Raw genomic sequence first — 18717 nt, forward strand, 5'->3', positions numbered from 1 at the left:
TTAGAGAATTCCCGATGTGCCGCTGATGGCCCATCGCTACCCTGAGATAGCCGTCTTCCATGTTTGGTTCCAACGACGACAAAAAAGCGCCGGCCGAGGCTGGCGAAAAGAAAGGCCTGTTCAGCTGGTTTCGCAAGAAGCCGCAGCAACCTGTCGCCGAACAGCCGCAAACCCCTGAACCGCAAACCGTAGAACCGGTCGCGCCGCAGGCCCCCGTAGAGCAGCCCGAGGTTGTTCCGGCCGAGCCGGTGGCCCCGGTCATTGCAGCGCCGACCCCAGAGCCGGTCGCGTCCGAGCCATTGCAGGCCCCGCAGCCTGAGCCGATCGCGTCCATGCCGCTGCAGGCGCCTGCTCCGGAGCCGGTCGCCTCCACGCCTGTACAGGCTGTGCCGCCAGTGGTCGCGCCTGCAGCGCCGGTGAGCAATCTGGTGCTGCCGGTGGCTGAGGAACCCGTGGCCTTGGTCCCGGATCTGGAGCCCAAGGCCCCGCCGGTCATACCTGAGCGTCCAGTGGTCGAGATGGCCCCGGTGGCCACTCCCGAGGCGCCCAAGGCACCCGTCGAGCCAGCACCGACACCGCGTGACCCCGCACCCGAGCCGGCCGAGGCTCCCGCGCCGGCTGTCGCCGAACCCGCCAAGCCCGGCTTCTTCGCCCGCCTCAAGCAGGGCCTGTCCAAGACCAGCGCCAGCATCGGCGAAGGCATGGCCAGCCTGTTCCTGGGCAAGAAGGCCATCGACGACGACCTGCTCGACGAGATCGAGACCCGTCTGCTGACCGCCGACGTTGGCGTCGAAGCCACGTCGGTCATCGTCCAGAACCTGACGCAGAAGGTCGCTCGCAAGCAGTTGGCCGACGCCGATGCCCTGTACAAGTCGCTGCAGGAAGAACTGGCTGCCCTGCTGCGCCCGGTCGAGCAACCGCTGAAAGTCCAGGTCCAGAACAAGCCGTACGTGATCCTGGTCGTGGGCGTCAACGGCGCTGGCAAGACCACCACCATCGGCAAGCTGGCCAAGAAACTGCAACTCGAAGGCAAGAAGGTCATGCTGGCCGCTGGCGATACCTTCCGCGCAGCGGCGGTGGAGCAGTTGCAGGTGTGGGGCGAGCGCAACCAGATTCCGGTCATCGCCCAGCACACCGGTGCGGATTCCGCCTCGGTGATCTTCGACGCCGTGCAGGCCGCCAAGGCACGGGGCGTCGATGTACTGATCGCCGATACCGCCGGTCGCCTGCACACCAAGGACAACCTGATGGAAGAGCTCAAGAAGGTCCGTCGGGTCATCGGCAAGCTCGACGCCGAGGCGCCCCACGAGGTGCTGCTGGTGCTCGATGCCGGCACTGGCCAGAACGCCATCAGCCAAGCCAAGTACTTCAACCAGAGCGTCGAGCTGACAGGCCTCGCCCTGACCAAGCTGGACGGCACCGCCAAGGGCGGGGTGATCTTCGCCCTGGCCAAGCAATTCAACCTGCCGATCCGCTTCATCGGTGTCGGCGAGGGCATCGATGACCTGCGCACCTTCGAGGCCGAGCCGTTCGTCAAAGCCCTGTTTGCCGAGCGGGAGCACCCATGATCCGATTCGAACAGGTTGCCAAGCGCTATCCCAATGGCCATGTCGGCTTGCATGAGCTGAGCTTCCGGGCGCGTCGGGGCGAGTTCCTGTTCGTCACCGGGCACTCGGGCGCGGGCAAGAGCACCTTGCTGCGCTTGCTGCTGGCCATGGAGCGTCCGACCAGCGGCAAGCTGCTGTTGGCTGGGCAGGACCTGGGGCAGATCAGCAATGCGCAGATCCCGTTCCTGCGCCGGCAGATCGGCGTGGTGTTCCAGAACCACCAACTGCTGTTCGATCGCACCGTCTTCAACAACATCGCCCTGCCGCTGCAGATTCTCGGGCTGTCCAAACCCGAGATCGCCAAGCGCGTGGACTCGGCCCTGGAGCGTGTGTCCCTGAGCGACAAGGGCGAGCTGTTCCCAGCCGACCTGTCCACGGGCCAGCAGCAGCGGGTGGGTATCGCCCGTGCCATCGTTCACCAGCCGGCCTTGCTGCTGGCAGACGAACCTACCGGTAACCTGGACCCGCGCCTGGCCGCGGAAATCATGGGCGTGTTCGAGGACATCAACCGCCTGGGGACCACCGTATTGATCGCCAGTCACGACCTGGCGCTGATCGCGCGCATGCGGCACCGCATGCTGACTCTGCAGCGCGGTCGTCTGATCGGCGATGGGGAGGCCGGGCAATGACCACTACACGTACGCCTAAGGTATCCGAGCGTGTCGCGCCGAAGGCTGCCGATCCGCAGCCATCCAAGCAGCGCGGCGGCCACGATGACGATGGCCCGGATTTTCGCAGCCTGCTGCACGCCTGGCTGGAGAGCCACCGCGCCAGCCTGATCGACAGCTTGCGCCGCCTGGGCAAGCAGCCGATCGGCAGTTTCTTCACCTGCCTGGTGATGGCCGTGGCCCTGAGCATGCCCATGGGGTTGTCGTTGCTGCTCAAGAACGTCGAGAAGCTCGGCGGTTCCTGGCAGCGCGCCGCGCAGATCTCCCTGTACCTCAAGCTCGATGCCGGCAGCCGTGAAGGTGAAGCGCTGCGCGACGAGATCAAAGGCATGCCCGGTGTGGCCGATGCCCAGTACGTCAGCCGCGAGCAGGCGCTGGAGGAATTCCAGCAGCAGTCCGGTTTGGGCGAGGCCCTGCGCGAGCTGCCGGACAACCCGCTGCCTGGCGTTGTGGTGGTGACGCCGACAGAGGTCGACAAGGCGGCCTTGGAAGCCCTGCGCCAACGGCTGTCGGAGCTGCCGCGAGTCGAAGTGGCGCAGCTGGATCTGGTCTGGGTCGAGCGCCTGGCGGCGATCCTCAAGTTGGGCGATCGATTCGTCTTCGGCTTGGCTGTTTTGCTGATTTCGGCCCTGCTGTTAGTAATCGGTAACACAATTCGTCTACATATCGAGAACCGCCGCATCGAGATCGAAGTGATCAAGCTGGTGGGCGGTACCGACAGCTATGTGCGCCGGCCCTTCCTCTACATGGGCGCGCTCTACGGCCTGGGTGCCGGCGTGTTGGCGTGGGGGATCCTGGCGTTCTCGCTGGACTGGCTCAACGATGCGGTCGTGGACCTTTCCGGGCTGTACGGGAGCGACTTCGCCCTGGCAGGTGTGCCAGGGTCTGATGGACTTTCGCTCTTGATCGGTGCTGTACTGTTGGGGTATATCGGTGCGTGGATCGCGGTCGCTCGTCACCTGAACGAGCTGGCACCACGATAATGTTTTTACGCCAGCATTGACTTTTCTACCGTTCTGGGAACTTGTTTCGTGGTTTCCGGTCAATGTTGGCAGTGCCCACAAGGCGCGAGTTTAGTAAGTCGGAGGTTCTTGAATGACCAATTCGTTGCAACCTGCATATGCCCTGGTTCCCGGTGCAAACCTGGAAGCCTATGTGCACACGGTCAACAGCATTCCCCTGCTGACGGCCGAGCAGGAGCGTGAACTGGCCGAGCGTCTCTACTACGAGCAGGATCTTGAGGCCGCTCGGCAAATGGTGATGGCCCACCTGCGTTTCGTCGTACATATCGCTCGCAGCTATGCTGGCTACGGGCTGGCCCAGGCCGACCTGATCCAGGAAGGCAATGTTGGCCTGATGAAGGCGGTAAAGCGTTTCAACCCGGAAATGGGCGTGCGTCTGGTGTCCTTTGCGGTGCACTGGATCAAGGCCGAGATCCATGAGTTCATTCTGCGCAACTGGCGCATCGTCAAGGTGGCCACCACCAAGGCTCAGCGCAAGCTGTTCTTCAACCTGCGCAGCCAGAAGAAGCGTCTGGCCTGGCTGAACAATGAAGAAGTCCATCGAGTGGCCGAGAGCCTGGGTGTCGAACCCCGTGAAGTGCGCGAGATGGAGAGCCGCTTGAGTGGCCAGGACATGGCTTTCGACCCGGCGGCCGAAGCTGACGACGACAGCGCCTTCCAGTCGCCCGCGCATTATCTGGAAGATCACCGCTACGACCCGGCCGTACAGCTGGAAGACGCAGACTGGAGCGACAACTCCACCAGCAACCTGCACGTTGCGTTGCAGGGTCTTGATGAGCGCAGCCGTGACATCCTCTATCAGCGTTGGCTGGCCGAGGAAAAGGCAACGCTGCATGAGTTGGCGGACAAATACAGTGTTTCGGCCGAGCGGATTCGCCAGCTGGAAAAGAACGCAATGAACAAGGTCAAGGCGCTGATCACGATCTGATCAAGACCTGGCCATACACGAAAAGCCGCTTGCCTTTGGGCAAGCGGCTTTTCTTTTGGCTTCATGAAGGGGGCAAGCTGTCCTCGCTGTGGGCACTCAAGGACGCAGTTGCATCAAGTAGCTCGGCCCACCCAGCTGGCTCATCTGCCGGCGAATCCACCCAGCGCGGCTGGCGACATAGGCGCTGGGCCGGCTAGCGCTCCATTTCAGCGGACTGGGCAGTACGGCGGCCAGTTGAGCGGCCTGCTGGCGGGAAAGACGGCTGGCATCGACGCCAAAGTGGTAGCGGGCGGCGGCCTGTGCCCCGAACACACCCTTGCCCCATTCAGCGCTGTTCAAATAGACCTCGAGAATCCGCTCCTTCGACCAGAACAGCTCGATCAACCCGGTGAACCAGGCCTCCAGGCCTTTGCGCAGCCAGCTGCGACCGGACCAGAGGAACAGGTTCTTGGCGACCTGCTGGGTCAGGGTGCTGGCCCCCCGGATCTTGCCGCCGCGTTCGTTGTAGGCCAGTGCAGCCTGGATCGCCGGCAGGTCGAAGCCCCAATGGCTGGCGAACTTCTGGTCCTCGCCAGCAATGACCGCGACTTTGAGGTCGTCGGAGATCCGCTCCCAAGGCGTCCATTCACGTTGCAAGTCGATCGGCTCGCCGTTGATCCAGGATTGCACCTTGCGCTCGACCATCAGCGCCGTGCCCGGTGGCGGTATCCAGCGCAGGGCCAGCACCACGACGATGCTGCCGGCGGCGAACCAGAGCAGGGCGCGGGCGATGCGACGGATTAGGGATGACAGCATGGTGATGGCTTGGCCGGACCGTTGGAACGGGCCATTATACAGACCCCTTTCGAGGAGTCGTCCCATGCTTCGCAGCTTCCTGATGCTCGCCGCTTTCTTCGGCTTCACCGGGGTCGGTTTGGGCGCCTTCGCCGCCCACGGCCTGAAGAACCGCCTGACGGCCGACTACCTGGCGATCTTTCACACCGGCGTGACCTACCAGTTGGTGCATGCCTTGGCGCTGTTCGGCGTCGCGCTGCTGTCTGTGCACCTACCGGGTCGGTTAATCGGCTGGGCCGGTGGCCTGTTCGCCGTCGGAATCTTGCTGTTCTCCGGTAGTTTGTACGTGCTGACCCTCAGCGGCCTGGGCAAGCTTGGCATCATCACGCCCATCGGCGGGCTGTGCTTTCTGGCCGGTTGGTTGTGCCTGGGTCTGGCGGCCTGGCGCCTGAGCTGACCAAGTGGTCCACAATCGCGACTAATGGCGTTGGCTGGCCTTGGGTTGAAGTGCGGATCAGGGCTAGAATGCCGACCCCCAAAGCACAATGGTGGCCGTGCGCATGCGCATTCAACTGAACGGTGAACCTTACGAATTGCCCGATGGCGAGAGCGTCGCTGCCCTGCTGGGCCGGCTGGAGCTCGCTGGTCGCCGAGTGGCGGTGGAACTGAACCTGGATATCGTCCCGCGTAGCCAGCATGAAAGCACGCGGCTCAGTGAAGGCGACCAGGTCGAAGTGGTCCATGCCATCGGTGGCGGCTGATCCGCCCGGTGATTCACCTGCAAGTCCCGTAACCTTTTCCCGAGGATCCACGATGAGCAACGTTCGTAGCGACAAGCCCTTCACCCTGGCCGGGCGCACTTTCCAGTCGCGCCTGCTGGTTGGCACCGGCAAGTACCGTGACATGGAAGAAACCCGCCTGGCCATCGAGGCCTCGGGTGCCGAAATCGTCACCGTTGCCGTGCGCCGTACCAACATCGGCCAGAACCCGGGCGAGCCGAACCTGCTAGACGTGCTGCCTCCCGATCGCTACACCATCCTGCCGAACACCGCCGGTTGCTACGACGCGGTCGAGGCAGTGCGCACCTGCCGCCTGGCCCGAGAACTGCTCGATGGCCACAATCTGGTGAAGCTGGAAGTCCTGGCCGACCAGAAAACCTTGTTCCCCAACGTGATCGAGACCCTCAAGGCCGCCGAAGTGCTGGTCAAGGACGGTTTCGACGTGATGGTCTACACCAGCGACGATCCGATCATCGCCCGCCAGTTGGCTGAAGCCGGCTGCATCGCGGTGATGCCGCTGGCAGGTCTGATCGGCACTGGCCTGGGTATCTGCAACCCCTACAACCTGCAAATCATCCTGGAAGAGTCCAAGGTACCGGTGCTGGTCGATGCGGGCGTGGGTACGGCCTCTGACGCGACCATCGCCATGGAAATGGGATGTGAGGCAGTGCTGATGAACTCGGCCATCGCTCATGCCCAGCAACCGGTGCTGATGGCCGAAGCCATGAAGCACGCAATCGTCGCCGGTCGCATGGCCTACCTGGCCGGGCGCATGCCGAAAAAACTCTATGCCAGCGCCTCGTCGCCGCTGGAAGGTCTGATCAAGTAAGAGCCTCTGATGACTGAATCGCAAGAAACGCCGATTACCACCGACGGCGAAGCGCGCCCACACCGCCGCATCAAGAGCTTCGTGATGCGCGCCGGGCGCATGACTGAAGGCCAGCAGCGTGGTCTGGAACAGGGCGGTCCGCTGTTCATCCTGCCCCTGGCCGATAGCCCGGTGGACTACGACCAGGTGTTCGGGCGCTCGGCGCCGCGTACCCTGGAGATCGGATTTGGCATGGGCCATTCCCTGCTGGAAATGGCCGCTGCCTCGCCTGAGCAGGACTTCATCGGTGTCGAAGTACACCGTCCTGGTGTCGGTGCACTGCTCAACGGTGTGCTCACCCAGGGCCTGAAGAACCTGCGTGTGTACGATTGTGACGCCATCGAAGTGCTCAACCGCTGCGTGGCCGACAACAGCCTCGACCGCTTGATGCTGTTCTTCCCGGACCCATGGCACAAGGCGCGCCACCACAAGCGCCGTATTGTCCAACCGGAGTTCGCTGAGCTCGTGCGTCGCAAGCTCAAGGTGGGTGGTGTGTTCCATATGGCTACCGACTGGGAGCCCTATGCCGAGCATATGCTGGAGGTGATGAGCGTCGCCCCGGGCTACCGTAACCAGGCCGCCGACGGGACTTACGTGCCGCGCCCAGAGGAACGCCCGATCACCAAGTTCGAGCGCCGTGGCGAGCGACTGGGGCATGGGGTGTGGGATTTGAAGTTCGAAAAGCTGGCCTGATCCTTCAGAGGAGCGCCGCACGCCTTCTCTTACCTGTCTGTTGCTTGACCATCCTGCTTTGGCAGGTGCGTAGCGCATGATATGTCACCGCAGCTCATGCGCTATGTGAGCCTCCTGACCTCGGGTAACGACGCCCGGAGACGCCAGGAGGCTCAATATGTACACACAGCGCTATCTCTCATCACTACTGCGTTCGCTGTTGGTCGGTGCCCTGCTGGGCGTTCCGACGCTGGTCATCGCTGAATCCGCTGCCGTTGGGGGCGGGCTGGATACCTCTGCCATTGCGATGTACCAGCGCCCGCTCAGCGACAGTGGCCTGCATTTCGGTTTGCGCAAAGTCGAGAAGAGCACGGCGTTTCTGATCGACAGCGGCAACGACGCCGCGCCGGCCTTGCTGGTGGGCAGCGGGCATGCGGTGCTCGACGTGTTCGATCAGGTCGCTACGCAACTGACGGGGATCGGTCTGGTCAGATTCCGGGACCTTCCAGACGCAACCTTCGAGGTCGCCCACGTGCGATTTGCCTCGCGTCGAGGTCTGGACTTCGCCATTTTCGAGTTGCATCAGACGCAGGGCGCGCTCAAGGCATTGGGCATTACGCCTTTAGTTCTGGCTGGACGCAAGGCAGTTGATGGCGAAACGATCATTGCCGCGACGTGCCAGGGTAGTGTCAGTGGTGTCGCCAGCTGGCCGGAACAAGCATTGCCCTGGATCGACATGCAGACTGGCGAGGGAAGCTTGTTCCGACACCTTTTGATGTTGAACGACGTCAGCCTGCACGACGGGGACTCCGGTAGTCCGATCGTGGATGCCAGCAATCATAGTGTCTTGGCGGTCGTGCACAGCGTTGTGCCAGGCGGCGCCCATGCGTCAGATATGAGCTTCCTGCCGGCGTGCTTACGTCAGGGACGCTTCAGCGCTGAGGCCAAAGGTTGTGGATTGGACAATGTCTTCAATGTCGTGGTGGAAAAAGACGATGACGATCGTCTGATCTACAAGCCGTCCGATCAGGCGCCAATGCTCATTGATTCTTCGGTGTATTCGACGACTTCTCTGTACCAGGCCAAGCTTGCGCAGTGGCCGGAGCAGTGCGAGGAATCGAGTGGGTATGGCGCGCCACAGGCATCGGGCGTTGCGCTGAATCTACACTTGGAGGGATTCACTCTTTCACCAACCAATCCCACGGTGCTGGCGTTGTGCATTTGGGGGCGTGAGGCTAGTGCTCCCGAGCCTGCTAGCCGTAACGCTGTGGCTCTGCCGGTGGTAGTGCTCCAGCCGGGGCCGGCCGCGCAGCCGGAGCTGAAAATCAGCGCACCTTACTATGATCATCACGGGCGCAAGGCCTACCGAGTGCGTTTTCCCTCCAGGCACCTCTTGTTCCGAAGGGTGGAATTCAAGCTGGGCCCTTGGCAGGGCACTGATTGCGCGAACCTTCAGAACTACGGTGATTTACCCGCTACGGCAACGGGAAAGATCGTGGTCGGGCAGGATACACGGCTGTGTGCAGTGGGCATTGATCATGCCGGGCAGCGCTCTGTACCCATAGAGGTACGGTTGCAACCCTGATTTGAATGGGGGCGCAAGCAGGCCTGCCGCCGCGCACCCGTTCATTTACCCCCGTCGATCAGCCACCACGCCGATCAATACCAGTACCACCAGCAATACCGGCGCCAGGGCATAGTTGTTGAACTGGGCCAAGCCCTTCACCACCCACGGCGTTGCGTAGATCAGCGCCGCGCCGCTGCCGATCATCACCAGCAATGCCATGAAGGGGACGCGCAGGGCGCCGGCCAGGCCGCCCAGGCGTTGCTCCACCCAACCCTTGATGTCGGTGCCAAACAGCACCAGCATGCAGCCTACCAAGGCCAGGGAAATCTCCGACAGGTTGCTGCGGCTCCAGCGGGAGACGGTCGCGAGCAGGTCAAGTACCAAATCCATGGGTCATCCTTAGGTCAAGAAATACTGCAACAGGTCGTTGAGGAACAACTGGCCGCGTGGTGTGGCCACCAATCGATCCGGTTCGACCTGCAAAAGGCCCTTTCGTTCTGCCTCGCGCCGGGCCTCTGCCAGCTGCGACAGGGGCAAGCCGGTACGCTGGGTGAATAGGTCGGCTTCCACACCCTGGGTCAGGCGCAGGGCGTTCATCAGGAACTCGAACGGCAACTCCTGCGCGGGCAGGAGCTTTTCGCCGGCCTTGAACGGCTTGGCCAGGTTCAGGTAGTCCTTGGGCAGGCGGGTCTTCCAGGTGCGCAGGATGCGGCCGTCGGCAAAGGTCAGTTTGCCGTGGGCCCCGGCACCGATGCCGATGAAGTCGCCGAAACGCCAATAGTTGAGGTTGTGGCGCGCGGCCCGGCCCGGCTGCGCATACGCCGAGACCTCGTACTGCTGGAAGCCGTTCGCCGCCATCAGGGCCTGGCCGGCTTCCTGGATGTCCCAGAGAATGTCGTCTTCGGGCAGCTCCGGCGGCTGGTTCCAGAACACCGTGTTCGGCTCCACCGTCAGCTGGTACCAGGACAGGTGCGTCGGCGCCAACTCGATGGCCTGGCGCAGGTCGGCCAAGGCGTCGTCCAGGGACTGGTCGGGCAGGCCGTGCATGAGGTCCATGTTGAAGTTGTCGAAGCCGGCTGCGCGTGCCATGTCCGCGGCGCGGATCGCCTCGTCGCCGTTGTGTATACGCCCCAGGGCCTGGAGCTTGGCGGGCTGGAAGCTCTGTACGCCGATGGACAAGCGATTGATGCCGGTTTGCCGGTACGCCTTGAATTTCTCTTGCTCGAAGGTCCCTGGGTTGGCTTCCAGAGTGATTTCGATGTCGACGGCGAACGGGATGCGCTGCTCCACGCCGCGCAGCAAACGCCCCAAAGCCTTGGCGCTGAACAGGCTTGGAGTGCCGCCGCCGAAGAAGATCGAGCTGATGGGGCGTCCCTGGACCGCAGCCATCTCCTGATCCAGGTCGGTCAGCAGCGCATCGACGTACGCCTCTTCCGGCAGATCAGGCCCGGCAGCGTGAGAATTGAAGTCGCAATAAGGGCATTTGCGCACGCACCAGGGAATATGGATATACAAGGCCAGAGGTGGGAGTGCGGCGAAACCTGCCGCGCCGCAATGGCGCAGCTGGGTGGACAACGTTTCGGTCATGCCAGGCCCAGACGTTGACGCAGCAGGGCCATGGCGCGGGCGCGGTGGCTGAGCTGGTTCTTTTCGACAGGGCTGAGGTCGGCGCTGGAGCACTTGCGCTCCGGGACCCAGAACAACGGGTCGTAGCCAAACCCGTGCTCGCCGCTGGCCTCGAACAAGATGCTGCCATGCCACAACCCTTCGCACAGAATCGGCAGCGGGTCATCGGCGTGACGCACCAGGGCCAGCACGCAGACGAACTGCGCGCCGCGCTCTTCGGCGGGTACATCCTGGAGTGCTTGGAGCAGCTTGGCGTTGTTCGCCGCATCGCCCTTGCCGTCGGCATAGCGCGCCGAGTAGATGCCCGGCGCGCCGCCCAGAGCGTCCACTGCCAGGCCCGAATCGTCGGCCAGGGCCGGCAGGCCGGAGATACGAGAAGCGTTGCGTGCCTTGAGGATGGCGTTCTCGACGAACGACAGGCCGGTCTCCTCCGGTTCGACCTGGCTGAATTCGCCGATCGAACGCAGTTGCACGGACTCGCCGAGCATGGCCTGGAGTTCCTTGAGTTTGCCGGCGTTGTGGCTGGCCAATACGAGCTGTTGGAAATTCATCATTCGCCTGGGAACACTTCCTGGTTGAAGCTGAGTTTGTGGCTGACGCCGCCGGTCTCGACGTTCAGGTCGAAGGTCAGGGTTTCTGCCTGGTCAATCTTGAACTGGGCGATGTAGTAGACCGCGCCCTGGTCGGTGATCTGCTTGAACGACAACGGGCTGCTACGCCCGGTGAGGTCCTTTACGGTGCCACTGACCACCGCCATGCCTGGCTTGCCGGCCTTGAGCACGGCGATATTGAGCACGCCTTGATTCTTGCTGCGGGTCAGGCCCGTGGCCGCGGCCACATCCGGTTGCAGCATGCTTGAGGTGAAGGCGCTGTAGTGGACCGTCACGTCGCCGAAGACTTCCTTGCGTTCCGGCCTGGCGGGGTCTGCAGCCAGAACTGGCAAGGCCAGGCACAGGCTGATCAAGAAAAGTGCAAGGCGACGCATGGTGCGATCCTCCAGTGGGACGGGCTCGATGTCAGACCGCGACCTGATGTTCCTGCAGGCCTCGGCTGCTGACGCGATAGATACCGATTTCTCCTAGAAGATTAGGCCAAAGCCGGCCTGCCCACCCATTACGGTGCAGACGGTCGACCGCCAGGCGGTCGATCACCTTGGCGCGACGTTCGTGGCACAGGTCCTCGAAGTCGGCGAAGGTACAGAAGTGGATGTTTGGCGTGTTGTACCAGGTGTACGGCATGAAGTCCGAGACGGGCATGTGGCCCTTGGTCGCCAGGTACCAGCGGCAACGCCAGTGGCCGAAGTTGGGGAAGGTGATGATGCACTCGCGGCCCACCCGCAGCATTTCGTCCAGGATGCGGTCAGGGTATTCCACGGCCTGCAGGGCCTGGGTCATGACCACCACGTCGAAGCTGTTGCTGGCGAAGTTGCCCAGGCCTTTGTCCAGGTCCTGCTCGATGACGTTGACACCTTTGGCCACACAGGCGGCGATGTTGTCGGCGTCGATCTCCAGCCCGTAGCCGGTGACGTTCTTGCGATCGCGCAACGAGGCCAGCAGCTCGCCGTTGCCGCAGCCCAGGTCGAGTACCCGGCTGCCGGCGGGGATCCAGTCGTGGATGATTTCCAGGTCGGCTCTCATGCTGTCCTCAGATGGCGATGCGGTTCATGTAGTTCGCGAAACCTTGCATGTAGCGAGGCGTGGGGATCAGGAAGGCATCGTGCCCGTAAGGTGAGTCGATCTCCAGGTAGCAGACGTTCTTGCGCGCGGCCATCAGTGCATCGACGATTTCTCGAGAACGCGCCGGCGAGAAGCGCCAGTCGGTGGTGAACGACATGATGCAGTAGTCCGCCGTGACATGCTCCAGCGTTGCCGCCAGGTCCCCTCCGTGGGTGGCGGCCGGGTCGAAGTAGTCCAGCGCCTTGGTCATCAGCAGGTAGGTATTGGCATCGAAGCGCCCGGAGAACTCCTCGCCCTGATAGCGCAGGTAGCTCTCGACCTGGAACTCGACGCTGTGGAAGTCATAGTTGAGCTTGTCGCTTTTGAGTTCGCGACCGAATTTCTCGCCCATCGAATCATCGGACAGGTAGGTGATGTGGCCCACCATGCGCGCCAGCATCAGGCCGCGCTTGGGCACCACGCCCTTGTCCTGGAACGAGCCGCCGTGGAACTCAGGGTCGGTGAGGATGGCCTGGCGGGCGACTTCGTTGAAGGCGATGTTCTGTGCCGAGAGCTTGGGCGCCGAGGCAATGTCCACGCAGTGGCGTACTCGGTCCGGGTAGCTGATGGTCCATTGCAGGGCCTGCATGCCGCCCAGGCTGCCGCCGACCACCGCCGCCCACTGCTGGATGCCGAGGCGATCGGCGAACCGCGCCTGGCTGTGTACCCAGTCTTCGACGGTCAGGACCGGGAAGTCGGCGCCATAGGGCTTGCCGGTGGCAGGGTTGACGCTGCTCGGCCCCGTACTGCCGTTGCAGCCGCCGAGGTTGTTCAGGCTGACCACGAAGAAGCGATTGGTATCGATCGGCTTGCCGGGGCCGATGCAGCTGTCCCACCAGCCGGGCTTTCGGTCGGTGGGGGCGTGATAGCCTGCGGCATGATGATGGCCGGAGAGCGCATGGCAGATCAGCACGGCATTGCTGGCGGTGCTGTTGAGGGTGCCATAGGTCTCGTAGATCAGCTCGTAGCTGGCCAGCGAACGGCCACAGGCCAACGCCAGCGGCTCATCGAACCGGGCAATTTGCGGTGTTACCAGACCAACGGAATCTTCGGGAAAGACAGTGGACATCGACCCTGCTCACGCTTGACGGAGGCGTAAGTCTAAAGAGCGCTATCCCCAGCGGCAAGCAAAGGCTTGCCGCTGGAAACACCAGGGTCAGATCATGCGCCAGAGGATCTCCGGCATGCCGACATATTCGGCAAGTACCGGCATGGCGTAGGACTGGATGACCTGGATCGCCAGGAAGGCGAAGATCGGCGAAATATCCAGCCCGCCCAGGTTAGGAATGAGCTTGCGGAACGGCGCCAGCACCGGCTCGCTGATCTGGTAGGCCAGTTCGGCGGCAGGGTTGTGGCTGTTGGGCGCGACCCACGAGACGATCACCATGACGATCATCGCCACCCAGAAGATCTTCAAAAACAGCGAGGTCACGCCGATGATCGCCCAGATCACCAGTTGCAGCGGGCTGTAGCTGTAGAGCACGAACATCATCACGAAGGCCATCAACAGCGCCTGGATGGCCACCGACAGCAGCAAGGACGAGGTGTCCAGGCCGCCGATGCTGGGGATGATGCGGCGCAGCGGCTTGAGCAGCGGCTGGGTGGCGCGCACCGCGAACTGGCTCAGGGGGTTGTAGAAGTCGGCCTTGACCAGTTGCAGCACGAAGCGCAGCAGGACGATCACCAGGTACAGGCTGACCAGGGTTTGCACCACGAAGATCATGGCGCCGGACAATGCATTCATCGACAGCTCCTTATTTGCCCAATTGCTCGGCCAGCTCGGCGGAACGTTTTGCCGCGGCCTCCAGTGCCTGCTCGACGAGCGCCTCGAAGCCGTTGCCCTGGAACGATTTGATCGCCGCTTCCGTGGTACCGGCTGGCGAGGTGACGCGCCGACGCAGCTCGGCGGCGTCCACGTCGCTGGAGACGGCCATGCGTGCGGCGCCCAGTGCGGTCTGCAAGGTCAACTGCGAGGCGGTTTCACGCGGCAGGCCAAGTTTTTCGCCGGCTGCGGTCATGGCTTCGATCAGCAGGAAGAAATAAGCCGGACCACTGCCGGAGACGGCGGTGACGGCATCGAGTTGCTGCTCCTGGTCCAGCCATAGGGCGGTGCCCACGGCGCGCAACAGTTGCTCGGCCTGCTGCCGCTGCTCGGCAGACACCTCGGCGGTGGCGTACAGGCCACTGGCGCCTTCGCGCAACAGGGCCGGAGTGTTGGGCATGCAGCGAACCACCGGGCGTGGGCCCAGCCAGGCTTGCAGGCTGGCGCAAGTGATGCCGGCGGCGATGGAAACGATCAGTTGACCTGGCGCCAGATTGGGCTGCAGAGCCTGGCACACGGCCTTCATGACCTGCGGCTTGACCGACAGGACGATCACATCCGCGTCGGCGATGGCCTGGGCGTTGTCTTCGAAGGCTTCGATGCCGTGCTCGGCCTGGATCTTGGCCCGGGTCTCGGCGCCCGGGTCGCTGGCGCGGATCTGCGCGGCGTCCAGACCCTGGGCACGCAGGCCGCCGATCAGGCTGGCGGCCATGTTGCCGGCGCCGATAAAGGCAATACGTGTCTTGCTCATGTCAGGTCCTTGAAGGAAAGAGTGAGTAAAGCATGGAATCAGGGGCGTCCGTAGTCGCGGGCACCGAACAGGGCGGTACCGATGCGCACCCAGGTCGCTCCCTGTGCAATGGCCGCTTCCAGGTCATGGCTCATGCCCATGGACAAGGTGTCCAGGCCCAGTCCAAGGCCCTCCTGCAACTGGCGCAGGGTGGCGAAGGCCGCTTCCTGGGCGACACGGTCCTCGGTGGGTTCGGGGATCGCCATCAAGCCCCGCAGACGCAGGCCGGGCAGACTGGCAATGGCACTGGCCAGGGCCGGCACATCGGCTGGCTGGCAGCCGGACTTGCTGTCCTCGCCACTGACGTTCACCTGCAGGCAGACATTCAGCGGTGCCAGGTCGGCAGGGCGTTGTTCGGACAGGCGTTGGGCGATCTTCAGACGGTCCACGGAATGTACCCAGTCGAAATGTTCGGCGATTGAACGGGTCTTGTTCGACTGGATGGGGCCGATGAAGTGCCAGGTCAAGGGCAGGTCGCGTAATTCTTCCTGCTTGGCCAAGGCTTCCTGGAGGTAGTTTTCGCCGACGTGGAGCACGCCAGCGGCGTGGGCTTCGCGCACGGCATTGGCGGGTTTGGTCTTGCTCACCGCCAGCAGTTGAATGCTGGCCGGGTCGCGTCCGGCAGCCTTGGCCGCGCTGTCGATGCGAGCGGCGAGGGCGGACAGGTTGTCTGCTATGGTGGACATGGAATCGATGCCGACGGCTCAGTGGTCTGCGGCATTCTACCTGCTTGATGGCCTTTGGGGAGTCTCATGGATGTGACCGACCTGTTGGCCCGGGCCGTGGCTGCGGGCGCTTGCGACCTGCACCTGGCGACGGGCGAAGTACCGGTGCTGCGCCTGGACGGCGAGCTGCAGCGCCTGGATCTGCCGCCTCTGGCGGCTGCGACCCTGAACGATGGGTTTGCTCCGCTGCTCGATGAAGCCCAGCGCCGCCAGTGGGCGCAGGGCGATGAGCTGGATATCGCATTGATACTGCCAGGCGCCGTGCGCGTGCGTGCGAACCTCTATCGCCAGCATCGTGGGCCAGGCGTGAGCCTGCGACTGCTGCCGGCTCGCATTCCCAGGCTCGATGAGCTGGGCCTAGAGGAAGTGTTTCAAGCGATTGCCCAGTGGCGCGATGGCCTCGTGCTGGTCGGCGGGCCGACAGGCAGCGGCAAGTCATCGACCCTGGCGGCTCTGATCGATCAGCTCAATCGAACGCAGGCGCTGCACATCGTCACCCTCGAAGACCCCATCGAAGTTATCCACAGCGGCCAGCGCAGTCTGGTCAACCAGCGCGAGATCGGCCGCGACTGCCGAAATTTTGCCCAAGGCCTGCGCAGTGCATTGCGCCAGGATCCGGATGTAGTCGTGATCGGCGAGCTGCGTGATCTGGAAACCATCCGCCTGGCCTTGCGCGCTGCGGAAACGGGGCACCTGGTGCTGGCGACGGTGCATACCCGCTCGGCGGTGAACAGCATCGACCGCCTGGTGGAGGTGTTTGCGCCAGAGGAAAAGGCTCTGGTGCGGGGCATGCTGGCTGAGTCGTTGCGCATGGTGGTGGCGCAGACATTGATCAGACGATTGGATGGCGGGCGTGTGGCGGCCAGGGAAGTGCTGGTGGCTACGCCCGCCGTACGCAACCTGATCCGTGAAGGTCGCATGGCGCAGTTGCATTCAGTGATGCAGACCGGAGCGGCGGCGGGTATGAGGACGATGGAGATGGCGATGCAGCAATTGCAGGGGGCGGGGCTGATCGCGTCAGGCTGAGGTTGGATCTTCGGCCCATTCGCGGATAAAACCGCCTCCACCCACCGCGCGGAGCTGGGATTGGCGCGGTTCTTGTGGGAGCGGGTTCACCGGCGAATGGGCCGAGCAGCAGTCCCGGTGATGTCAGGCAGTTCGAAGAACCTGGGCTCCACCGAGGGGCAGGTCAGCGTTTGGCCAGGGCCAGGGTCTGCTGTTCTTTAGGCAGCACGCGCTTGGCCACCACGTAGTGCTTCTGCCAGTACGGCTTGCTCAGGGTGTCGATGCTCACCCGCTTGCCGGTGCGTGGCGCATGGATGAAGCGGTCATTGCCCAGGTAGATGGCGACGTGGTTGACCCGGCGGCTCTTGATGTTGAAGAAGATCAGGTCGCCAGGCTTGAGGTCGCTTTTTGCGACTTTGACGCCGTGCCCTTTGGCCATGGCATTGGAGGTGCGCGGCAGGTCGACGTCGGCGACATCGGTGAAGGCGTACTTGACCAGGCCGCTGCAGTCGAAGCCCTTGCTCGGGCTGCTGCCGCCCCAACGATAGGGCGTGCCCAGTACATTCACTGCGCGGCTGAGCACGTTGCTGCTCTGCTTGGCCGACATGGCCACGACGGGCAGATTGCTCGAAGCCTTGGCGGCATTGCTTGGGCGGGCGCGCAAGGTGCTGTATTTGACCGGCGCGTGTTTCACCGAGGCGTTGGTGGTATAGCCGGTGAAACCATTGGGAAGACGTTGCTCACGATTGGTGGCGTGGGCGGCCAGGGGCAACAATAGGCAGAGGGTCAGCCATGTCTTGAACAGAGGCGGCATAGTTGAAGCTCTTTTTAGGTATGTGTTGGCTTTGGCGCGCAACTCTATAACAGCTTCGGGTGATTTTTTGCTCCGTTGGTCGATTGCGCGGGTACCATACGTCGGCTTCCCACGGAAAAGTCACATTTTCCGTTAGAAAATTTTTTGCTAACCCACGGAGGACAAGCATGAACGGTTATCAACAGGGTGGGCTGCACGACACCCACAGCAAGGTCCTTGGCTACCTCTTGTGGATCTTCGGTTTCACCGGCTCGCACCGCTTCTACTACGGCAAGCCGATCACCGGGACGATCTGGTTCTTCACCCTGGGGTTACTCGGTATCGGCTGGCTGATCGACCTGTTCCTGATTCCGTCGATGGACCGTGAGGCGGACATGCGCTTTCAGTCCGGTCGCGTGGACTACAACCTGGCCTGGATCTTCCTGACGTTCCTCGGGATCTTCGGCGTGCACCGGCTGTACCTGGGCAAGTGGATCAGCGCGTTGATCTATCTGCTCACCGGGGGCTTGTTCCTGATTGGTGTGCTGTACGATTTCTGGACCTTGAACAGCCAGATCTCCCAGGTCAACGCCCAGCGCCGCTGACAGAAAAAAGGCCTTGTCGCATCGAGCGGCAAGGCCTTTTTCGTTACTGGCGGGTCTGGCGCTGTTGCAGCAGCAGGTTGCTGAACCCTGCCCCGGCAAGCTGCTTCTGGGCGACCGTCAACTGCTCACGGTTGCTGAACGGGCCGACCAGGACGCGGTACCAGGTTTCATCTTTCACTGTCCCTGACTCCACCTTGACCGCTTGGCCAAGCAGGATGATTTGCGCACGAACCTTGTCGGCATCGGCCTGTTTGCGGAACGAGCCGGCCTGCAGGAAGAAAGTGGTAGTCGCCGCAGGCTTGATCACCGGAGGGGCGGGTAGAGGCGTCTGCCCCATCAGGGCGGCCTGGGCGCGCGCGGTATCGATCTTCGCAGCTTCCGCTGGCGTTACCGGCTTGACCGGCTGCACTGGCTGGGCCGGTACCGGTGGGGTTTTCTCCGGTACGGCCTCCGGCGGCACGATGACCTCTGACTCCGGCAGCAGGGTGTAGAAGTCGTACTTCGGCTTGACCGGCTGCTGTGTCGTCGGTGCGCTGGTCTTTCCGGCTTCGGCGACCTTGGCGGGTTTTTGCTGCTCAGGCTTGGCGCGCTTGATGTCTTCGCTGCCTGGCTCGAGCTTCATCAAAAAGACAACGAAAGCGCCTACGGTGAGGCCGACCGCCAGCCAGATCCAACCAGGAATCGGCTGTTTGGCCGGTGCCTGGTTGCGGCTGGCGCCACGCTTGGGTGCAGGTTTTTTCTTGGCAGCCAA

General features: G+C 63.0%; 23 protein-coding genes. 11 read left to right on the forward strand and 12 right to left on the reverse strand.

Annotation, left to right across the window (positions count from 1 at the left end):
• The first annotated feature begins 59 nt into the window (after positions 1-59).
• The 4 genes from ftsY (at position 60) to rpoH (ending at position 4225) form a co-directional block, all read left to right on the forward strand.
• The gene (ftsY, locus tag R6G97_RS11140) at positions 60-1568 is read left to right on the forward strand and encodes a signal recognition particle-docking protein FtsY (RefSeq protein ID WP_102081425.1); all 1509 of its coding nucleotides are present in this window, start codon (positions 60-62) and stop codon (positions 1566-1568) included.
• The gene (gene ftsE, locus R6G97_RS11145; RefSeq protein WP_043208636.1) at positions 1565-2236 is read left to right on the forward strand and encodes a cell division ATP-binding protein FtsE; all 672 of its coding nucleotides are present in this window, start codon (positions 1565-1567) and stop codon (positions 2234-2236) included. Before ftsY ends, ftsE begins: the two co-directional genes overlap by 4 nt.
• Positions 2233-3258 carry a permease-like cell division protein FtsX gene (ftsX, locus tag R6G97_RS11150; protein ID WP_317848097.1) on the forward strand — a complete coding sequence of 342 codons (1026 nt, stop codon included), beginning with the start codon at positions 2233-2235 and terminating at the stop codon, positions 3256-3258. The genes ftsE and ftsX overlap by 4 nt, the downstream gene beginning before the upstream one ends.
• Before the next feature lie 112 nt (positions 3259-3370).
• Positions 3371-4225 carry an RNA polymerase sigma factor RpoH gene (gene rpoH / locus R6G97_RS11155; RefSeq protein WP_043208632.1) on the forward strand — a complete coding sequence of 285 codons (855 nt, stop codon included), beginning with the start codon at positions 3371-3373 and terminating at the stop codon, positions 4223-4225.
• A gap of 96 nt (positions 4226-4321) precedes the next feature.
• On the opposite strand, the gene mtgA is transcribed toward rpoH, so the two are convergent.
• Positions 4322-5020 (reverse strand): monofunctional biosynthetic peptidoglycan transglycosylase, encoded by a 699-nt coding sequence (mtgA, locus tag R6G97_RS11160; protein WP_182942168.1) that lies wholly within the window; start codon positions 5018-5020, stop codon positions 4322-4324.
• A gap of 64 nt (positions 5021-5084) precedes the next feature.
• Between mtgA and R6G97_RS11165 the strand changes: the two genes are divergently transcribed.
• The 5 genes from R6G97_RS11165 (at position 5085) to R6G97_RS11185 (ending at position 8903) form a co-directional block, all read left to right on the forward strand.
• Positions 5085-5456 (forward strand): DUF423 domain-containing protein, encoded by a 372-nt coding sequence (locus R6G97_RS11165; protein WP_043208631.1) that lies wholly within the window; start codon positions 5085-5087, stop codon positions 5454-5456.
• Positions 5457-5559: 103 nt separating this feature from the next.
• A complete protein-coding gene (gene thiS / locus R6G97_RS11170; protein ID WP_028689131.1) occupies positions 5560-5760 on the forward strand; it encodes a sulfur carrier protein ThiS in 201 nt (66 codons plus the stop codon).
• A 52-nt stretch (positions 5761-5812) separates the two neighbouring features.
• Complete coding sequence (locus R6G97_RS11175) at positions 5813-6607, forward strand: thiazole synthase (RefSeq protein WP_043208630.1); 795 nt, start codon at positions 5813-5815, stop codon at positions 6605-6607.
• A gap of 9 nt (positions 6608-6616) precedes the next feature.
• Positions 6617-7339 (forward strand): tRNA (guanosine(46)-N7)-methyltransferase TrmB, encoded by a 723-nt coding sequence (gene trmB / locus R6G97_RS11180; protein WP_043208629.1) that lies wholly within the window; start codon positions 6617-6619, stop codon positions 7337-7339.
• Positions 7340-7496: 157 nt separating this feature from the next.
• Positions 7497-8903 carry a hypothetical protein gene (locus R6G97_RS11185; RefSeq protein WP_317848098.1) on the forward strand — a complete coding sequence of 469 codons (1407 nt, stop codon included), beginning with the start codon at positions 7497-7499 and terminating at the stop codon, positions 8901-8903.
• Positions 8904-8948: 45 nt separating this feature from the next.
• Here R6G97_RS11185 and R6G97_RS11190 read toward each other — a convergent pair whose 3' ends face one another.
• From R6G97_RS11190 to R6G97_RS11230, 9 genes are all read right to left on the reverse strand, one after another.
• Complete coding sequence (locus R6G97_RS11190; protein WP_043208627.1) at positions 8949-9275, reverse strand: DUF3392 family protein; 327 nt, start codon at positions 9273-9275, stop codon at positions 8949-8951.
• A gap of 9 nt (positions 9276-9284) precedes the next feature.
• Complete coding sequence (hemW, locus tag R6G97_RS11195) at positions 9285-10472, reverse strand: radical SAM family heme chaperone HemW (RefSeq protein ID WP_102081428.1); 1188 nt, start codon at positions 10470-10472, stop codon at positions 9285-9287.
• Positions 10469-11065, reverse strand: coding sequence for an RdgB/HAM1 family non-canonical purine NTP pyrophosphatase (rdgB, locus tag R6G97_RS11200; protein WP_102081429.1), 597 nt, complete (start codon positions 11063-11065; stop codon positions 10469-10471). Before rdgB ends, hemW begins: the two co-directional genes overlap by 4 nt.
• Positions 11062-11496: a DUF4426 domain-containing protein gene (locus R6G97_RS11205; RefSeq protein ID WP_043208621.1), complete on the reverse strand. Its 435-nt coding sequence runs from the start codon at positions 11494-11496 to the stop codon at positions 11062-11064. The genes rdgB and R6G97_RS11205 overlap by 4 nt, the downstream gene beginning before the upstream one ends.
• 31 nt (positions 11497-11527) lie before the next feature.
• On the reverse strand, positions 11528-12148 hold the full coding sequence (metW, locus tag R6G97_RS11210) for a methionine biosynthesis protein MetW (protein WP_043208620.1): 621 nt from the start codon (positions 12146-12148) through the stop codon (positions 11528-11530).
• 7 nt (positions 12149-12155) lie between these two features.
• Entirely contained in the window at positions 12156-13295 is a 1140-nt protein-coding gene (gene metX, locus R6G97_RS11215) for a homoserine O-succinyltransferase MetX (RefSeq protein ID WP_070571721.1), read from the reverse strand.
• An 87-nt stretch (positions 13296-13382) separates the two neighbouring features.
• On the reverse strand, positions 13383-13970 hold the full coding sequence (locus tag R6G97_RS11220) for a YggT family protein (RefSeq protein WP_043208615.1): 588 nt from the start codon (positions 13968-13970) through the stop codon (positions 13383-13385).
• Positions 13971-13980: 10 nt separating this feature from the next.
• The gene (gene proC / locus R6G97_RS11225; RefSeq protein WP_043208613.1) at positions 13981-14799 is read right to left on the reverse strand and encodes a pyrroline-5-carboxylate reductase; all 819 of its coding nucleotides are present in this window, start codon (positions 14797-14799) and stop codon (positions 13981-13983) included.
• 38 nt (positions 14800-14837) lie between these two features.
• A complete protein-coding gene (locus R6G97_RS11230) occupies positions 14838-15524 on the reverse strand; it encodes a YggS family pyridoxal phosphate-dependent enzyme (RefSeq protein WP_043208611.1) in 687 nt (228 codons plus the stop codon).
• A 66-nt stretch (positions 15525-15590) separates the two neighbouring features.
• Here R6G97_RS11230 and R6G97_RS11235 point away from each other — a divergent pair, with 66 nt between their 5' ends.
• A complete protein-coding gene (locus R6G97_RS11235) occupies positions 15591-16589 on the forward strand; it encodes a type IV pilus twitching motility protein PilT (RefSeq protein ID WP_182816986.1) in 999 nt (332 codons plus the stop codon).
• A 163-nt stretch (positions 16590-16752) separates the two neighbouring features.
• Here the strand turns inward: R6G97_RS11235 and R6G97_RS11240 are convergent, their stop codons facing one another.
• Positions 16753-17382: a C40 family peptidase gene (locus tag R6G97_RS11240; RefSeq protein WP_043208607.1), complete on the reverse strand. Its 630-nt coding sequence runs from the start codon at positions 17380-17382 to the stop codon at positions 16753-16755.
• Between the two features lie 167 nt (positions 17383-17549).
• Between R6G97_RS11240 and R6G97_RS11245 the strand changes: the two genes are divergently transcribed.
• Positions 17550-17966: an NINE protein gene (locus R6G97_RS11245; RefSeq protein ID WP_043208605.1), complete on the forward strand. Its 417-nt coding sequence runs from the start codon at positions 17550-17552 to the stop codon at positions 17964-17966.
• A 43-nt stretch (positions 17967-18009) separates the two neighbouring features.
• On the opposite strand, the gene R6G97_RS11250 is transcribed toward R6G97_RS11245, so the two are convergent.
• The gene (locus R6G97_RS11250) at positions 18010-18717 is read right to left on the reverse strand and encodes an SPOR domain-containing protein (protein ID WP_317848099.1); all 708 of its coding nucleotides are present in this window, start codon (positions 18715-18717) and stop codon (positions 18010-18012) included.

It is taken from the genome of Pseudomonas sp. HTZ2 (assembly GCF_033173945.1).
Taxonomy (GTDB): domain Bacteria; phylum Pseudomonadota; class Gammaproteobacteria; order Pseudomonadales; family Pseudomonadaceae; genus Aquipseudomonas; species Aquipseudomonas guariconensis.

Excerpts from the sequence above, each read along its gene's own strand:
- ftsY (WP_102081425.1), top strand. The coding sequence starts at position 60 with ATGTTTGGTTCCAACGACGACAAAAAAGCGCCGGCCGAGGCTGGCGAA.
- R6G97_RS11245 (WP_043208605.1), top strand. The coding sequence starts at position 17,550 with ATGAACGGTTATCAACAGGGTGGGCTGCACGACACCCACAGCAAGGTC.
- ftsX (WP_317848097.1), top strand. The coding sequence starts at position 2,233 with ATGACCACTACACGTACGCCTAAGGTATCCGAGCGTGTCGCGCCGAAG.
- R6G97_RS11230 (WP_043208611.1), bottom strand. The coding sequence starts at position 15,524 with ATGTCCACCATAGCAGACAACCTGTCCGCCCTCGCCGCTCGCATCGAC.
- ftsE (WP_043208636.1), top strand. The coding sequence starts at position 1,565 with ATGATCCGATTCGAACAGGTTGCCAAGCGCTATCCCAATGGCCATGTC.
- rdgB (WP_102081429.1), bottom strand. The coding sequence starts at position 11,065 with ATGATGAATTTCCAACAGCTCGTATTGGCCAGCCACAACGCCGGCAAA.
- mtgA (WP_182942168.1), bottom strand. The coding sequence starts at position 5,020 with ATGCTGTCATCCCTAATCCGTCGCATCGCCCGCGCCCTGCTCTGGTTC.
- R6G97_RS11185 (WP_317848098.1), top strand. The coding sequence starts at position 7,497 with ATGTACACACAGCGCTATCTCTCATCACTACTGCGTTCGCTGTTGGTC.
- metW (WP_043208620.1), bottom strand. The coding sequence starts at position 12,148 with ATGAGAGCCGACCTGGAAATCATCCACGACTGGATCCCCGCCGGCAGC.
- rpoH (WP_043208632.1), top strand. The coding sequence starts at position 3,371 with ATGACCAATTCGTTGCAACCTGCATATGCCCTGGTTCCCGGTGCAAAC.
- proC (WP_043208613.1), bottom strand. The coding sequence starts at position 14,799 with ATGAGCAAGACACGTATTGCCTTTATCGGCGCCGGCAACATGGCCGCC.
- trmB (WP_043208629.1), top strand. The coding sequence starts at position 6,617 with ATGACTGAATCGCAAGAAACGCCGATTACCACCGACGGCGAAGCGCGC.
- R6G97_RS11220 (WP_043208615.1), bottom strand. The coding sequence starts at position 13,970 with ATGAATGCATTGTCCGGCGCCATGATCTTCGTGGTGCAAACCCTGGTC.
- R6G97_RS11240 (WP_043208607.1), bottom strand. The coding sequence starts at position 17,382 with ATGCCGCCTCTGTTCAAGACATGGCTGACCCTCTGCCTATTGTTGCCC.
- hemW (WP_102081428.1), bottom strand. The coding sequence starts at position 10,472 with ATGACCGAAACGTTGTCCACCCAGCTGCGCCATTGCGGCGCGGCAGGT.
- thiS (WP_028689131.1), top strand. The coding sequence starts at position 5,560 with ATGCGCATTCAACTGAACGGTGAACCTTACGAATTGCCCGATGGCGAG.
- R6G97_RS11205 (WP_043208621.1), bottom strand. The coding sequence starts at position 11,496 with ATGCGTCGCCTTGCACTTTTCTTGATCAGCCTGTGCCTGGCCTTGCCA.
- R6G97_RS11235 (WP_182816986.1), top strand. The coding sequence starts at position 15,591 with ATGGATGTGACCGACCTGTTGGCCCGGGCCGTGGCTGCGGGCGCTTGC.
- R6G97_RS11175 (WP_043208630.1), top strand. The coding sequence starts at position 5,813 with ATGAGCAACGTTCGTAGCGACAAGCCCTTCACCCTGGCCGGGCGCACT.
- metX (WP_070571721.1), bottom strand. The coding sequence starts at position 13,295 with ATGTCCACTGTCTTTCCCGAAGATTCCGTTGGTCTGGTAACACCGCAA.
- R6G97_RS11165 (WP_043208631.1), top strand. The coding sequence starts at position 5,085 with ATGCTTCGCAGCTTCCTGATGCTCGCCGCTTTCTTCGGCTTCACCGGG.
- R6G97_RS11190 (WP_043208627.1), bottom strand. The coding sequence starts at position 9,275 with ATGGATTTGGTACTTGACCTGCTCGCGACCGTCTCCCGCTGGAGCCGC.